Consider the following 14859-nt stretch of genomic DNA (forward strand, 5'->3'; position numbering starts at 1 on the left):
GTGGCACCGACGAACGAGGACGCTTTGCCCGTGATTTCCCCGCTCGAAATGACCCTGCTGCTGCTGCTGGCCTCGGTGGTGGGCGTCGTCGTCTTTCGCTCGCTGAACCTGCCGCCAATGCTCGGCTACCTGACCGTCGGCATCCTGGTCGGCCCGCACGCGTTCGGCGTCGCCGCGGACCTCGAACGGGCCGAGCACCTCGCGGAATTCGGCGTGGTGTTCCTGATGTTCTCGATCGGCCTCGAGTTCTCGCTCGCGAAGCTGAGGGCGATGCAGCGGCTCGTGTTCGGGCTCGGGCTGCTGCAGGTGGTCGCGACCCTCGTGCTCGCGGTCGTGCTCGGCGCGCTGTTCGAGCGCTGGGTGCACATCACGTGGCAGGGCAGCGTCGCGCTCGGCGGCGCGCTTGCGATGTCGTCGACGGCGATCGTGTCGAAGATGCTCGCCGAGCGGCTCGAGATCGAGACCGCGCACGGCCGCAACATCTTCGGCGTGCTGCTGTTCCAGGATCTCGCGGTGGTGCCGCTCCTGATCGTGATCGCTGCATTCGGTGCCGAGTCGTCGAGGGATCTCGCGCTCACGCTCGGTTTCGCGGCGGTCAAGATCGTGATCGCGCTGGCGCTGCTGCTGATCGTCGGCCAGCGCTTCATGACACGCTGGCTCAACGTCGTCGCGCGGCGCCGCTCGCAGGAGCTGTTCGTGCTGAACCTGCTGCTCGTCACGCTCGGCGCCGCGTTCATCACCGACCGCTTCGGCCTGTCGCTCGCGCTCGGCGCATTCATCGCGGGGATGCTGATCTCCGAGACACCGTTCCGCCACCAGGTGGAAGAGGACATCAAGCCGTTTCGCGACGTGCTGCTCGGCCTGTTCTTCGTGACGACCGGGATGCTGCTCGATCCGCGCGTGATCTGGGAGCACCCGTTGCTCGTGCTCGGCTTCCTCGTCGGGCAGATCCTGTTCAAGGGGACGATGATCGCGGGGCTCGCGCGCCTGTTCGGCGCGACGCCGGGCGTCGCGATGCGCACCGGCATCGGGCTCGCGCAGGCCGGCGAATTCGGCTTCGTGCTGCTGAACCTGATCCTCGACCGGCACCTCGTCGACTCGACGCTGCTGCAGGCGATCCTCGCGTCGATGCTGCTGTCGATGCTCGCCGCGCCGTTCCTGATCCAGAACGCCGACCGGATCGTGATGCGGCTGTCGTCGACGGAATGGATGCAGCAGTCGCTGCAGATGACGCGGATCGCGACCCAAAGCCTCAAGCAGCGCAGCCACGTGATCATCTGCGGCTACGGCCGCGCGGGGCAGAACCTGGCGCGCATGCTCGAACAGGAAGGCATTTCGTACGTCGCGCTGGACCTCGACCCCGATCGCGTGAGCGCGGCGGCGACGGCCGGCGAATCGGTCGTGTTCGGCGACGCGGCGCGTCGCGAGTCGCTGCTCGCGGCCGGTATCCATCGCGCGGCGGCCGTCGCGATCACCTATGCGAACACGCCGTCGGCGCTGCGCGTGCTGCACCACGTGCACGAGCTGGAGCCGACGCTGCCGGCGATCGTGCGCACGGTCGACGACGCCGATCTCGAGAAACTGCTCGCGGCCGGCGCGACCGAGGTGATTCCGGAGATCGTCGAGGGCAGCCTGATGCTCGCATCGCACACGCTGGTGCTGGTCGGCGTGCCGATGCGCAAGGTCGTGCGGCGCGTCGAGGAGATGCGCGACGAGCGCTACAGCCTGCTGCGCGGCTATTTCCGCGGCGCGGACGACGCGGACGACGACGATCACGAGCAGGTGCGGCTACAATCGGTGCCGGTCGACGCGCGCGCGGACGCGGTCGGGCGTTCGCTGGAGGAGCTCGGGCTGTATGCGCTCGGGCTGGAAGTCACGGCGATCCGCCGGCACGGGATCCGCGGCGTCGAACCCGACCCGCAGACCAAGCTGCGCGCGAGCGACATCGTCGTGCTGCGCGGGCTGCCCGAGGCGCTCGCGCTCGCGGAGGAGCGGCTGTCGCGCCATCGGCGCGAGCCGCCGGCCGCGGTGGCCTGAGCCGCGATTCGATAACCTGACCCGTATTTATTCGAAACGGTGCCCGATCTTCGCGCACCGTTTTTTTCGGAGAGTTTCATGCCGCATTCGTCGTCGGGCGCACCGCTCGATCCGGTCGCCTTCATCCACAGCCAGATCCGCACGGTGCCCGACTGGCCGCAGCCGGGCGTGATGTTCCGCGACATCACGACGCTGCTGCAGAGCCCGAAGGCGCTGCGCATCCTCGTCGACCTGTTCGTCGAACGCTATGTCGATGCGAAGCTCGACTACGTCGCGGGGCTCGACGCGCGCGGCTTCATCATCGCGCCGATCGTCGCGTACGAGCTGAGCGTCGGCTTCGTGCCGATTCGCAAGGTCGGCAAGCTGCCGTACAAGACGTGCTCGGAATCGTACGACCTCGAGTACGGCAGCGCGACGGTCGAGATCCACGAAGACGCGTGCCGCGCCGGCGACCGCGTGATCATCATGGACGACCTGATCGCGACCGGCGGCACGATGATGGCGGGGCGCAACCTGCTGCAGCGGCTCGGCGCGGTCGTCGTCGAGGGCGCGGCGATCATCGACCTGCCCGATCTCGGCGGCTCGACGCTGCTGCGCAATGCGGGGCTGCCCGTCTATACCGTCACCGAATTCGCCGGCCACTGAACCATTGAACGCCGGCCCACGCCGCGAGGTCACGATGCCCAACTTCATGCTGTTTCTCGCCACGTCGATCGCGATCACGTTCGCGCCGGGTCCCGACAACCTGCAGGTGCTCGCGCGCGGCATCTCGCAGGGCCGCGCGGCCGGCTTCGTCGCGGCGCTCGGCTTCACCGCCGGGATCCTGTTCCATACGACGCTCGCGGCGCTCGGCGTCGCGGCCGTGCTGCGCTCGTCGCCGGTCGCGTTCCAGACGCTGAAGCTCGCGGGCGCCGCGTACCTCGTGTGGATCGGCATCAGGGCGCTGCGCAGCCAGGGCCTCGCGAATGCGCATGCGCGCCCGCCGCAGCCGCTTGGCGCGATCTTCCGGCAGAGCGTGATCGGCAACCTGATGAATCCGAAGGTCACGCTGTTCTTCGTCGTGTTCCTGCCGCAGTTCGTCGATCCGCACGGCGTGCAGGGCGTGACGCTGCAGATGTTCGAGCTCGGCGCGCTGTTCATGCTGCAGACGGCCGCGATCTTCTCGCTGTTCGGCGTCGGCGCGGGCGCGATCGGCGCCTGGCTGAAGCGCCGTCCGAAGGCCGGCATGTGGCTCGACCGGATTGCCGGCGCGACCTTCATCGCGATCGGCATCCGCGTCGCGCTGAAGGACTGAGCCCGATGACGTTTCCGTGCATTGCGGCCGCGCGCCGCTTCGATCCGGCCGCGCACCTGCGTTTCGAGATCGCCGGCGTGGCCGTGGGCTGGGTGCGTCGCCAGGACGTCGCGAAGCTCGCCCGCTGGCCCGACGTATTCGAGCTGACGGACGAGCGTGTCGTGCTGGCGGCGCGCTACGACACGGTCGACGCGCGCAGCATGGCGCTCGCGAGCGCGATCGGCGCGCTGGCCGCCGAAGGCGCGATTCCCGGCTGGCGCGACGAGATCTATGCGATCCGCAACCGCTTCGACGATCCGCCGCTCGCGTATATCGAGCGCGCCGCATCGCGCTTTTTCGGCACGCAGACTTATGCGGTGCACCTGAACGGCATCGTAGAATATGCGGCTGCGCCGGGCTCGCCCGCCGCGCCGCAGATGTGGCTCGGCCGCCGCAGCGCGACCAAGGCCACCGACCCCGGCATGCTCGACAACGTCGTCGCGGGCGGCATCGGCTGGGGCTTGAGCGTTCACGAGACGCTCACGAAGGAATGCTGGGAAGAGGCCGGCATGCCGGCCGAACTGGCGGCGCGCGCGATCGCGGGCCGCGCGGTGCAGGTGCTGTGCTCGCTGCCGGAAGGCACGCAGTCCGAACTGATCTTCGTGTACGACCTGCCGCTGCCGCGCGACTTCGCGCCGCACAACCAGGACGGCGAAGTGGCCGAGCACCTGCTGGCCGGCGTGCCCGAGGTGATCGGCTGGCTGCGCGAAGGCCGCGCGACGACGGATGCGAGCCTCGCGATGCTCGACACGCTGCTGCGCCACCGCTGGCTCGCGGCGGCGGAAGCCGCGGGCATCGACGCGCTGTTCGCGCCGGCCGCGTAACGCGCCGAACGGCCTATTTGACGAATACCGAAACGAAGGGAGTAGCGGTCATGTCGACCGATCACAGCTTTATCTTGAAACTGTCGTGCCCCGACCGGCACGGCATCGTTCACGCGGTCTCGGGCTTCCTGTTCGAGCGCAGCAACAACATCCTCGACTCGGCGCAGTTCGGCGACAGCCGCACCGGCGAGTTCTTCATGCGCGTGCACTTCGAGCAGGATGCCGACGGCGCGGACGCCGCGTCGGCGCTTGACACGCTTCGCAAGGAATTCGCGCCGCTCGCCGAGCAGTTCGCGATGCGCTGGGAAATGCACGATGCGGCCGTGAAGCCGCGCGTCGTGATCATGGTGTCGAAGATCGGCCATTGCCTGAACGACCTGCTGTTCCGCTATCGCACCGGCCAGCTGCCGATCGAGATCCCGGCGATCGTGTCGAACCACAAGGAGTTCTACCAGCTCGCCGCGAGCTACAACATCCCGTTCCATCACTTCCCGCTCGTCGGCGGGTCGTCCGATGCGGCGAAGGCCGCGCAGGAAGCGCGCGTGCTGGACGTGATCGACGAACACCAGGCCGATCTGGTCGTGCTCGCGCGCTACATGCAGATCCTGTCGCCGAACATGTGCCAGCAGCTCGCCGGTCGCGCGATCAACATCCACCATTCGTTCCTGCCGAGCTTCAAGGGCGCGAAACCGTACTACCAGGCGTTCGATCGCGGCGTGAAGCTGATCGGCGCGACCGCGCACTACGTGACGACCGACCTCGATGAAGGCCCGATCATCGAGCAGGAAGTCGAGCGCGTCGACCACAGCATGACGCCCGACCAGCTCACCGCGATCGGCCGCGACGTCGAGTGCGTGACGCTCGCGCGTGCCGTGAAGTGGCACGTCGAGCACCGGATCGTGCTGAACGGGACGAAGACCGTCGTGTTCCGCTGATCGGCGGTTCGCGTCGGCCGGCCTGCGCCGGCCGTCGGTTGCCGCAAACAGGAACGCCGCGCCCTTTCACGGGGGCGCGGCGTTTTTTTATCGCGTGATGCGTGTGATGCGCGGGGCGGCGGGCGCGGCCGTCAGATCAGCCGCAGCATGTACAGCTCGCGCTTCAGGTATGCATAGAAGATTGGCGCGGCGATCACGCCCGGCAGCCCGAACGCGGCCTCCATGATCAGCATCGCGAGCAGCAACTCCCACGCGCGCGACTCGATCTGGCCGCCGATGATCTTCGCGTTCAGGAAGTACTCGAGCTTGTGGATCACGACGAGGAACGCGAGCGATGCGATCGCGGTGCCCATGCTGACCGACAGCGACACCGCGACGATCAGCGTGTTCGAGATCAGGTTGCCGATCACCGGCAGCAGCCCGACGATGAACGTGACGAGCACCAGTGTTTTCGACAGCGGCAGCCGCTGGTGGAAGAGCGGCAGCGCGACGAGCAGGTAGATGCCGGTGAAGGCCGCGTTGATCGCCGAGATCTTGATCTGCGCGAACACGATCCGGCGGAACGACTCGGCGAAGCGTGACACGCGCGTGACGAGCGCGGTCGACAGCGGACGGCGCACCTTGCCGTGCTCGACGCCGATCGCGATCATCGCGCCGATGATCATCCCGAACAGCACATGGCCGAAGCCGCGCGCGACGCTCTTGCCGCCTTGCTGGAGCTGATCCATGTGCGAGTGCATCAGCAGTGCCGCCTTGGCCTTCATCTGTTCGACGTCGACCGGCAGCAGGTTCGCGATCCAGGCCGGCGTGCGTGCGCGCGTCTGCTCGACGATCTGCATCAGCTGGCCGAGCAGGCTCTGCAGGTTCGGCACCGTGTGCTCGAAGTGATCGATGATGCCGATCGTCAGGCCCGTGAGCCCGCCGACGATCGCGATCGACAGCAGCACGACGGCGACCCAGCGCGCCCGCATGCTCGTCGTGTGGCGTTCGATCACCGGGGCGATCGTGTGGATCAGCTGATAGACCAGCATGCCGGCCAGCAGCCCGCCCAGCAGCTTGAGTTCGATGACGAGCACCATCGCGACGAGGGCGAACAGATAGCTGCCGGTCTCGATCGCCGACAGCTTCGGCAGGCTGAAGTCGCTCGTCAGCCGCACGCTACGCAGGTGGGGCTCGCGGTTCTGCGCGTCGCGCGACTCTTGTTGCTTCTCCATCGTGGATTCCTGTCGTTCGTGTGTCGTGCCGCGCGGTGGGCGGCACGACGGCGGTCGCCCGGCGTCGCACCGGATTGGTGCGGATGGCGAACCTTACGACCGTAAAGTATAGCTGCCATTATGGTCCGCCACGGCGCTGTTTGGCTCGTGGTGTAAACGCAGAAGGGAAAACGAGGAGGCCGGCGCCGCCGCGGGCGCCGGGCGCCCGCGGCCGGGCGGCCGGCGCGGGAACGGAACGTGTCAGCCGGCCGCCGCCTTGCGGGTCGGACGCTTGAGCAGCGGCGCGAGGTATTTGCCGGTGAAGCTCGCCTTGGTCTTCGCGACCTGCTCGGGCGTGCCCTGCGCGATGATCTGGCCGCCGCCGGCGCCGCCTTCGGGGCCGAGGTCGATCACCCAGTCGGCCGTCTTGATCACGTCGAGGTTGTGCTCGATGATCACGACCGTGTTGCCCTGGTCGCGCAGCCGGTGGATCACCTCGAGCAGCAGCGCGATGTCGTGGAAGTGCAGGCCGGTGGTCGGCTCGTCGAGGATGTACAGCGTGCGGCCCGTGTCGCGCTTCGACAGCTCCAGCGACAGCTTCACGCGCTGCGCCTCGCCGCCCGACAGCGTCGTGGCCGACTGGCCGAGGCGGATGTAGCCGAGGCCGACGTCGAGCAGCGTCTTCAGCTTGCGCGCGATCACCGGCACCGCGCTGAAGAATTCGTACGCGTGCTCGACCGTCATGTCGAGCACTTCGCTGATGTTCTTGCCCTTGTACTGCACTTCGAGCGTTTCGCGGTTGTAGCGCTTGCCGTGGCACACGTCGCACGGCACGTAGACGTCCGGCAGGAAGTGCATCTCGACCTTCAGCACGCCGTCGCCCTGGCACGACTCGCAGCGGCCGCCCTTCACGTTGAACGAGAAGCGGCCCGGATCGTAGCCGCGCTCCTTCGCGGTCGGCACGCCCGAGAACAGCTCGCGGATCGGCGTGAACAGGCCCGTGTAGGTGGCCGGGTTCGAGCGCGGCGTGCGGCCGATCGGCGACTGGTCGACGTTGATCACCTTGTCGAAGTGCTCGAGACCCTCGATGGCCTCGTGCGGCGCCGGCTCGGCCGACGAGCCGTACAGGTGACGCGCGACCGCGTGATACAGCGTGTCGTTGATCAGCGTCGACTTGCCGGAACCCGACACGCCGGTGATGCAGGTCAGCAGGCCGACCGGCAGCTCGAGGTCGACGTGCTTCAGGTTGTTGCCGTGCGCGTCGACGATGCGCATCATCCGCTCGGGATCGGGCGAGATCCGCTCGTCCGGATACTCGATCGTGCGCTTGCCGACCAGATACTGGCCCGTCAGCGACTGCGGGTTCGACTGGACCTGCTTCGGCGTGCCTTCGGCGACCACCACGCCGCCGTGCTCGCCCGCGCCGGGGCCCATGTCGACGACGTAGTCGGCCGTGCGGATCATGTCCTCGTCGTGCTCGACGACGATCACCGAGTTGCCGAGGTCGCGAAGGTGCTTGAGCGTCCCGATCAGGCGGTCGTTGTCGCGCTGGTGCAGGCCGATCGACGGCTCGTCGAGCACGTACATCACGCCGGTCAGCCCCGAGCCGATCTGCGACGCGAGCCGGATGCGCTGCGCCTCGCCGCCGGACAGCGTTTCGGCACTGCGCTCGAGCGACAGGTAGTCGAGGCCGACGTTGTTCAGGAACGTCAGGCGCGCGACGATTTCCTTGATCACCTTGTCGGCGATCTCGCGCTTCGCGCCGTCGAGCGTCAGGCCGTCGAAATAGCCGAGCGCGTCGCGCAGCGGCCAGCCGCTGATCTCATAGATGCCGCGCGCGTAGTCGCCGGCGCCGACCCGCACGTGGCGCGCCTCGCGGCGCAGGCGCGTGCCGTCGCACGACGGGCACGGCTGGTTGTTCTGGTACTTCGACAGCTCTTCGCGCACCGCGACCGAATCGGTCTCGCGGTAGCGGCGCTCGAGGTTCGGGATGATCCCTTCGAACACGTGCTCGCGGATCGTCGTGCGGCCGCGCTCGTTGATGTACGAGAACGGGATGGTCTGCTTGCCGGAGCCGAACAGCAGCACCTTGCGGATCTTCTCGGGCAGATCCTCGAACGCGGTGTCGATGTCGAAATCGTAGAACGCCGCGAGGCTCTGCAGCATCTGGAAGTAGAACTGGTTGCGGCGGTCCCAGCCCTTCACGGCGCCTGCCGCGAGCGACAGCGACGGGTGCGCGACGACCCGCTTCGGGTCGAAGAACGTGATCTGGCCGAGGCCGTCGCATTCCGGGCACGCGCCCATCGGGTTGTTGAACGAGAACAGGCGCGGCTCGAGTTCCTGCAGCGAGTACGAGCAGATCGGGCACGCGAACTTCGAGCTGAACAGGTGCTCGTGGTCGGTGTCCATCTCGAGCGCGATCGCGCGGCCGTCGGCGAGGCGCAGCGCCGTCTCGAACGATTCCGCGAGGCGCTGCTTCATGTCCGGGCGCACCTTCAGGCGGTCGACGACGACGTCGATCGTGTGCTTGTCGTTCTTCTTGAGCTTCGGCAGCGACTCGACCTCGTGGATCTTCGCGACACCCTCGTTCGCGGTGCCGCCGCCCGAGCGCACGCGAAAGCGCACGAAGCCCTGCGCCTGCATGTCCTCGAACAGCTCGGCATGCTCGCCCTTGCGGTTCGCGACGACGGGCGCGAGGATCATCAGCTTGGTTTCCTCGGGCAGCGCGAGCGCCGCGTCGACCATCTGCGACACGCTCTGCGCCTCGAGCGGGATGTCGTGGTCGGGGCAGTACGGCGTGCCGACCCGTGCGAACAAAAGTCGCAGGTAGTCGTGGATTTCGGTGACCGTGCCGACGGTCGAACGCGGGTTGTGGGACGTCGCCTTCTGTTCGATCGAGATCGCGGGCGACAGGCCCTCGATCAGGTCGACGTCGGGTTTCTCCATCAACTGCAGGAACTGGCGGGCGTACGCGGACAGGCTTTCGACGTAGCGGCGCTGGCCCTCGGCATAAAGGGTGTCGAACGCGAGCGACGACTTGCCCGACCCGGACAACCCGGTAATCACGATCAGCTTGTGGCGCGGCAGGTCGAGATTGACGTTTTTCAGGTTGTGGGTGCGTGCCCCACGGATACGGATCTGTTCCATGAACCTGGCGAAAATGGAGGGAACCAAACCTGCTACTATAACGGCTTTTCGAGGCCGTCGTTGAGGGTCCCCCAGCCTTTGCTGGCAGCCGGCAGCAAGGCGGTGTCCACGCCGGGGAAGCGGCTACGCCGCACGGCTTCGGGCGGCCCGCGGGCTGCCCGCGTCACGCCCCGGAAAGCGCCTGCCAGGCCGGTGGCCCTGATCTTTCGCCGCCCGCCGCCGGGCGGACATTCCGATCATTCGAAATTCATTCCAGATGTCCAATCCGTCCGCCACGTCTTCCCGCATGACTGCGCCCGAACTGCGCGCGACCACGTCGCTCGCGGCGATCTTCGCGCTGCGCATGCTCGGCCTGTTCATGATCATGCCGGTGTTCTCGGTCTACGCGAAAACCATCCCGGGCGGCGACAACGTGCTGCTGGTCGGCATCGCGCTCGGGGCCTACGGCGTCACGCAGTCGCTGCTGTACATCTTCTACGGGTGGGCCTCGGACAAGTTCGGCCGCAAGCCCGTGATCGCCACCGGCCTGCTGATCTTCGCGCTCGGCAGCTTCGTCGCCGCGTTCGCGCACGACATCACGTGGATCATCGTCGGCCGCGTGATCCAGGGGATGGGCGCGGTGTCGTCCGCGGTGCTCGCGTTCATCGCCGACCTGACCTCCGAGCAGAACCGCACGAAGGCGATGGCAATGGTCGGCGGCTCGATCGGCGTGTCGTTCGCGGTCGCGATCGTCGGCGCGCCGATCGTGTTCCACTGGGTCGGGATGAGCGGGCTGTTCGCGATCGTCGGCGTGCTGTCGATCCTCGCGATCGGCGTCGTCGTGTGGGTCGTGCCCGACGCGGCGAAACCCGTGCACGTGCCGGCGCCGTTCGGCGAAGTGCTGCACAACGGCGAGCTGCTGCGCCTGAACTTCGGCGTGCTCGTGCTGCACGCGACGCAGACGGCGCTGTTCCTCGTCGTGCCGCGCCTGTTGGTCGACGGCGGGCTGCCGGTCGCCGCGCACTGGAAGGTCTACCTGCCGGTGATGGGGCTCGCGTTCGTGATGATGGTCCCGGCGATCATCGTCGCGGAAAAACGGGGCAAGATGAAGCCGGTGCTGCTCGGCGGCATTCTGGCTATCCTGATCGGCCAATTGTTGCTCGGCAGCGCACCGCATACCATCCTGATTGTGGCGGCGATCCTGTTCGTGTACTTCCTGGGTTTCAACATCCTGGAAGCATCGCAGCCGTCGCTCGTGTCGAAGCTCGCGCCCGGTTCGCGCAAGGGCGCGGCCACGGGCGTCTACAACACCACGCAATCGATCGGGCTCGCGCTCGGCGGCATCGTGGGCGGCTGGCTGCTGAAGCACGGCGGCGCGAACACCGTCTTCTATGCGTGCTCGGGGCTCGTGGCGGCGTGGCTTATAATCGCGGCCAGCATGAAAGCGCCGCCGCGCAAGGCCTGAGCCTTCTTTTCGGGCAAGCACAGGCGGCGTTCGCCGGCTTGCCCGGCGGGCCGCTCCGACGACATTCGCGGGCGGCCCGGCATCGAATTTACTGGAGAAACACATGGCATCCGTCAACAAGGTCATCCTCGTCGGCAATCTCGGCGCCGATCCTGAAGTCCGTTACCTGCCGAGCGGCGATGCGGTTGCGAACATCCGTCTCGCGACGACCGATCGCTACAAGGACAAGGCGAGCGGCGATTTCAAGGAAATGACCGAGTGGCACCGCGTCGCGTTCTTCGGCCGTCTCGCCGAAATCGTCAGCGAATACTTGAAGAAGGGCTCGTCGGTCTATATCGAAGGGCGCATCCGCACGCGCAAGTGGCAGGGCCAGGACGGCCAGGATCGCTACTCGACCGAAATCGTCGCCGACCAGATGCAGATGCTGGGCGGCCGCGGCGGTTCGGGCGGCGGCGGTGGCGGCGGTGACGAAGGCGGTTATGGCGGCGGCTACGGTGGTGGTGGCGGCGGTCGCGGCGGCGAACAGATGGAACGCGGCGGTGGCGGCGGTCGTGCCGGCGGCGCGCCGCGCGGCGGTGCAGGCGGTGGCCAGAGCCGTCCGAGCGCGCCGGCAGGCGGCGGCTTCGACGAGATGGACGACGATATTCCGTTCTGAGAGGAACGTCGGTTCCAGGTGTAAGGACGGACCCGAATTTCCGAGCTGAATCAGTGATTTGGCCTGGATCTTCGGGTCTTTTTTCGTTTACACGTGTTTCGATCCTGGTGAAGCGTGACTAGTCGGATGGGTTCCGTTCGTCGAATGGAGCCTGACGTGACCCGATGTGCGATTCGTGAAGTTCCGATGGCATTGGCCAGGCCTTCGGCAGCGCCATCGGTGCGATGGCGCGGGATGCGCACGTTGAATCGGCGACGATGTCGACGTTGAAATTGAACCGAGCCTCGAGCGAGCGCTGCGAGATGAGCGCCATGAAAGGCATCGTGAAAGGCGGGGAGGCGCAGTTGCACGCCGGTCGCATTGGAGGGGAGGGGCTTGAAACGATTCCCACACGCTCGGCACCCGCTGCATTCCCGTCCAAAGCATCACGCGGGGGCGATGCCGATCGGGTGCCATGTGGTTGCGCGTTGTCCGTCCGCAAGACCGGCACCGAGTGCGCCGGACAATCGACCGATTGGGCTTAGGTAACGATCGCGACCAGATTGCCGACGCGCTCAACGGACTTGCCACCCGTCGGCCACCGGACCAGCGCGTTGCTACCGTCGATCGACAGGACTACGCCATCGCTGCGGTCAACCGTGCCCGTGAGTGTGACGCGGTTCACTTTTGCCGCAGGCGAAAACGAAGCCGTGCTGCGGCCCGGCAGCATATCCATCAGGAACGAAAATACGGGGTACACAATTGCTCCTTCGCGAGCTCTAACTAGGGTTTTCCCTAGTGTAACAGCCTGGATGCGGCGCCGCAACATTTCTGCGACATCCATGGTGTGCGCATATGACCTCGCGATTCCCAACCGTTGCGGCCGCCGAGGGTTGGCGGCCCTGAAGGTACCGGCACGGGCGTGCTGATCCTCCTCCGTCTGCTTGACGGGCTCGACCGGATGCACGCGGCCCGGCTGCCGCCGACGCGCGATCGCTCGGCATTCGCGTCGGGCAGGGGCTGCCGTGGCGGTGGCCCGGCAACCGTTACGTGTCGGGCCCGCTGCCGCGTATCTGACGGATGTCATGCGGCCGCCACGATTGACCGGCTAAGCTCGTTCTTTCGACGTTTCGATCGAAGGAGACACAATGCGGCGGGTCGTATTCAACCAGAAGGGCGGTGTGGGCAAGTCGACGATCGTCTGCAACCTGGCGGCGATCAGCGCGAGCGAAGGGCTGCGCACGCTCGTCATCGACCTCGACGCGCAGGCGAATTCCACGCGCTACCTGCTCGGCGACCGCGCGACCGACGCGCATCCGGGCGTTGCCGAATTCTTCGAGACCGCGCTGACGTTCAACTTCCGGCCGGTCGACGTCGCGTCGTTCATCCATCCGACGCCGTTCGACGGGCTCGACGTGATGCCCGCGCATCCGGACCTCGACACGCTGCACGGCAAGCTCGAGTCGCGCTACAAGATCTACAAGCTGCGCGACGCGCTCAACGAGCTCGACACCTACGATGCCGTCTACATCGACACGCCGCCCGCGCTGAACTTCTACACGCGTTCGGCGCTGATCGCGGTCGAGCGCTGCCTGATTCCGTTCGACTGCGACGACTTCTCGCGCCGCGCGCTGTACACGCTGCTCGAGAACGTGAAGGAAATCCAGCAGGACCACAACGCGGCGCTCGAGGTCGAAGGGATCGTCATCAATCAGTTCCAGCCGCGCGCGAGCCTCCCGCAGCGGCTGGTCGACGAACTCGTCGCGGAAGGGCTGCCGGTGCTGGCGTCGCGGCTGTCGGCGTCGGTGAAGATCCGCGAGTCGCATCAGCAGTCGACCCCGGTGATCCATCTCGAGCCGGCGCACAAGCTCGCGCAGGAGTTTCGCGCGCTGCATCGCGAGCTGGCCGGATGAGATCGTCGCCGGCGCATCCGGTATTTTGTACGATCATTGATTCCATCATTAATAATCCCGGTAACGATTTCAAAATAAATCTGGAAAAACGATTACATAAGCGACTGCTCCATTTTCAATGCGCGCCTCTTTTCCAATAACGGGAATAATGACGGGTAAATGTTGCGGGCGGCTGGCATGTACTATGCTGTAAAAATGTAAAAAGCATTTCCGGACAAGGTGTTGCAACGTGGCCCCATTGTGTTTGAACGCCGGCCGAATGACGGTCATTCCGACCGATAAGGGTTTTCACCTAGTATTGATGCCATTTAATTGACAATCAATCCATCTAGAATGGCCATCTTCAACTTCTCGCATTCAATAGGGTCTGCGGGTTGTCAATAAGGAAGCAGGCCGTCGAACTGACTTCCATTTTTTCTCTACGTCGTCTCTCGCATTGCTAACAGGAGCGTGCCCGATGTCCGTATTTGCCCCCGAAAAACTCGCCGCCGATTATCAATCCGGAATTGCCGCGTGGTTCGCGATTGCCCGTCCGGCGATCAATGGTTTCGAGGCTGTCGTCGAACTCAACGTGCAAGCGGCCAAGACGGCGCTCGAGGAGTACGAGGACAAGCTGAAGAACGCGTTCAACGCGAGCAACCCGGCCGCGGGTTTCGCGCAGCAGATCGCCGCGCCGCAGGAAGCCGCCGGCAAGGCCGTCGCGTACGGTCGCCATCTGTTCGACATCGCGGTGTCGACGCAGGCCGAATGGACGAAGGTCGCGCAGGCTCAGTACGAGCAGACCGACAAGCGCGTGAAGGACGTGTTCGGCGAGCTGGCGAAGCATGCGCCGGCCGGCTCGGCCCCGGTGGTCGCCGCGCTGAACTCGGCGCTGTCCGCGGCGACTGCCGCGGCCGACTCCGTGCGCGCAGCGACGGGGCAAGCGATCGAGGCCGCGCAAAGCGGTTTCGAAGCGGTCAGCGAAACGACGGCGCGCGGTGCCAAGCAGACGGCCGCCACCGCACGCAAGGAAGCCGCTTCGCGCGAATCGGCTGCATGACCGCGTGTCGCGCGCAGGCGCGACACGATTGAGCGGCGCCGGCGGGCGCCGGCCCGCCGCGTGTGCCGCGCGGCGAGCGGCGAACGTCCGGCTTGCCGCAGCGTGTCCGGGCGCGGCCGGGACGGGCGGATGTGCGGCGTGCATGGGCGCGCGAGCGTGCAGCCGCATCGCGGGCCGCGTGGCGCTCACGCGCCGTCGTCGGCCGCCGCGCCGTACCGGCACCGGCACGCAATAACAGTACGCAATACGGATCGACCCACTGATTTCAATGCAGGAACTGAACATGACGGACGTAGTGATCGTATCGGCCGCGCGGACCGCGGTCGGCAAATTCGGCGGCTCGCTTGCGAAGGTCGCGGC

Annotated in this window: 13 protein-coding genes and 1 pseudogene; 10 read left to right on the plus strand and 4 right to left on the minus strand. The window is 66.5% G+C overall.

Features of this window, described 5'->3' with window-relative positions; translation table 11 throughout:
* Nucleotides 1–30: 30 nt before the first annotated feature.
* The 5 genes from DIE22_RS27920 (at nt 31) to purU (ending at nt 5129) form a co-directional block, all read left to right on the plus strand.
* A complete protein-coding gene (locus DIE22_RS27920) occupies nt 31–2037 on the plus strand; it encodes a monovalent cation:proton antiporter family protein (RefSeq protein ID WP_124496754.1) in 2007 nt (668 codons plus the stop codon).
* A gap of 78 nt (nt 2038–2115) precedes the next feature.
* Nucleotides 2116–2682, plus strand: a complete 567-nt coding sequence (locus tag DIE22_RS27925; RefSeq protein ID WP_059526281.1) for an adenine phosphoribosyltransferase — start codon at nt 2116–2118, stop codon at nt 2680–2682.
* A 34-nt stretch (nt 2683–2716) separates the two neighbouring features.
* On the plus strand, nt 2717–3331 hold the full coding sequence (locus DIE22_RS27930; RefSeq protein WP_124496755.1) for a LysE family translocator: 615 nt from the start codon (nt 2717–2719) through the stop codon (nt 3329–3331).
* Between the two features lie 5 nt (nt 3332–3336).
* On the plus strand, nt 3337–4194 hold the full coding sequence (locus DIE22_RS27935) for an NUDIX hydrolase family protein (protein WP_124496756.1): 858 nt from the start codon (nt 3337–3339) through the stop codon (nt 4192–4194).
* Nucleotides 4195–4244: 50 nt separating this feature from the next.
* A complete protein-coding gene (gene purU / locus DIE22_RS27940; protein ID WP_124496757.1) occupies nt 4245–5129 on the plus strand; it encodes a formyltetrahydrofolate deformylase in 885 nt (294 codons plus the stop codon).
* A gap of 131 nt (nt 5130–5260) precedes the next feature.
* Here the strand turns inward: purU and DIE22_RS27945 are convergent, their stop codons facing one another.
* Nucleotides 5261–6343 (minus strand): AI-2E family transporter, encoded by a 1083-nt coding sequence (locus DIE22_RS27945; RefSeq protein WP_185640701.1) that lies wholly within the window; start codon nt 6341–6343, stop codon nt 5261–5263.
* 240 nt (nt 6344–6583) lie between these two features.
* Nucleotides 6584–9469 carry an excinuclease ABC subunit UvrA gene (gene uvrA, locus DIE22_RS27950; protein ID WP_124496758.1) on the minus strand — a complete coding sequence of 962 codons (2886 nt, stop codon included), beginning with the start codon at nt 9467–9469 and terminating at the stop codon, nt 6584–6586.
* A 256-nt stretch (nt 9470–9725) separates the two neighbouring features.
* Here uvrA and DIE22_RS27955 point away from each other — a divergent pair, with 256 nt between their 5' ends.
* Complete coding sequence (locus DIE22_RS27955) at nt 9726–10913, plus strand: MFS transporter (RefSeq protein WP_124496759.1); 1188 nt, start codon at nt 9726–9728, stop codon at nt 10911–10913.
* A gap of 103 nt (nt 10914–11016) precedes the next feature.
* Nucleotides 11017–11568 (plus strand): single-stranded DNA-binding protein, encoded by a 552-nt coding sequence (locus tag DIE22_RS27960; RefSeq protein ID WP_059603013.1) that lies wholly within the window; start codon nt 11017–11019, stop codon nt 11566–11568.
* Between the two features lie 118 nt (nt 11569–11686).
* Here the strand turns inward: DIE22_RS27960 and DIE22_RS27965 are convergent, their stop codons facing one another.
* Together DIE22_RS27965 and DIE22_RS27970 are read right to left on the minus strand one after the other, a co-directional pair.
* Entirely contained in the window at nt 11687–11881 is a 195-nt protein-coding gene (locus DIE22_RS27965; protein ID WP_124606544.1) for a hypothetical protein, read from the minus strand.
* A 207-nt stretch (nt 11882–12088) separates the two neighbouring features.
* Nucleotides 12089–12391, minus strand: a complete 303-nt coding sequence (locus tag DIE22_RS27970) for a hypothetical protein (protein ID WP_260426780.1) — start codon at nt 12389–12391, stop codon at nt 12089–12091.
* Between the two features lie 48 nt (nt 12392–12439).
* Here DIE22_RS27970 and DIE22_RS38970 point away from each other — a divergent pair.
* From DIE22_RS38970 to phaP, 3 genes and pseudogenes are all read left to right on the plus strand, one after another.
* A pseudogene (locus DIE22_RS38970) lies at nt 12440–12624 on the plus strand (DNA-3-methyladenine glycosylase); the annotation flags it as partial.
* Nucleotides 12625–12695: 71 nt separating this feature from the next.
* Nucleotides 12696–13460 carry a ParA family protein gene (locus tag DIE22_RS27980; RefSeq protein ID WP_124496761.1) on the plus strand — a complete coding sequence of 255 codons (765 nt, stop codon included), beginning with the start codon at nt 12696–12698 and terminating at the stop codon, nt 13458–13460.
* A gap of 457 nt (nt 13461–13917) precedes the next feature.
* On the plus strand, nt 13918–14499 hold the full coding sequence (gene phaP / locus DIE22_RS27985; protein WP_124496763.1) for a TIGR01841 family phasin: 582 nt from the start codon (nt 13918–13920) through the stop codon (nt 14497–14499).
* Nucleotides 14500–14859 lie beyond the last annotated feature (360 nt).

This window comes from Burkholderia sp. Bp9142, assembly GCF_003853415.1.
GTDB lineage: Bacteria > Pseudomonadota > Gammaproteobacteria > Burkholderiales > Burkholderiaceae > Burkholderia.

What these genes read in the sequence shown, in the direction of transcription:
- DIE22_RS27925 (WP_059526281.1), top strand. Translation starts at nt 2,116, where the DNA reads ATGCCGCATTCGTCGTCGGGCGCACCGCTCGATCCGGTCGCCTTCATC.
- DIE22_RS27930 (WP_124496755.1), top strand. Translation starts at nt 2,717, where the DNA reads ATGCCCAACTTCATGCTGTTTCTCGCCACGTCGATCGCGATCACGTTC.
- DIE22_RS27935 (WP_124496756.1), top strand. Translation starts at nt 3,337, where the DNA reads ATGACGTTTCCGTGCATTGCGGCCGCGCGCCGCTTCGATCCGGCCGCG.
- purU (WP_124496757.1), top strand. Translation starts at nt 4,245, where the DNA reads ATGTCGACCGATCACAGCTTTATCTTGAAACTGTCGTGCCCCGACCGG.
- DIE22_RS27945 (WP_185640701.1), bottom strand. Translation starts at nt 6,343, where the DNA reads ATGGAGAAGCAACAAGAGTCGCGCGACGCGCAGAACCGCGAGCCCCAC.
- uvrA (WP_124496758.1), bottom strand. Translation starts at nt 9,469, where the DNA reads ATGGAACAGATCCGTATCCGTGGGGCACGCACCCACAACCTGAAAAAC.
- DIE22_RS27955 (WP_124496759.1), top strand. Translation starts at nt 9,726, where the DNA reads ATGTCCAATCCGTCCGCCACGTCTTCCCGCATGACTGCGCCCGAACTG.
- DIE22_RS27960 (WP_059603013.1), top strand. Translation starts at nt 11,017, where the DNA reads ATGGCATCCGTCAACAAGGTCATCCTCGTCGGCAATCTCGGCGCCGAT.
- DIE22_RS27965 (WP_124606544.1), bottom strand. Translation starts at nt 11,881, where the DNA reads ATGGCGCTCATCTCGCAGCGCTCGCTCGAGGCTCGGTTCAATTTCAAC.
- DIE22_RS27970 (WP_260426780.1), bottom strand. Translation starts at nt 12,391, where the DNA reads ATGGATGTCGCAGAAATGTTGCGGCGCCGCATCCAGGCTGTTACACTA.
- DIE22_RS27980 (WP_124496761.1), top strand. Translation starts at nt 12,696, where the DNA reads ATGCGGCGGGTCGTATTCAACCAGAAGGGCGGTGTGGGCAAGTCGACG.
- phaP (WP_124496763.1), top strand. Translation starts at nt 13,918, where the DNA reads ATGTCCGTATTTGCCCCCGAAAAACTCGCCGCCGATTATCAATCCGGA.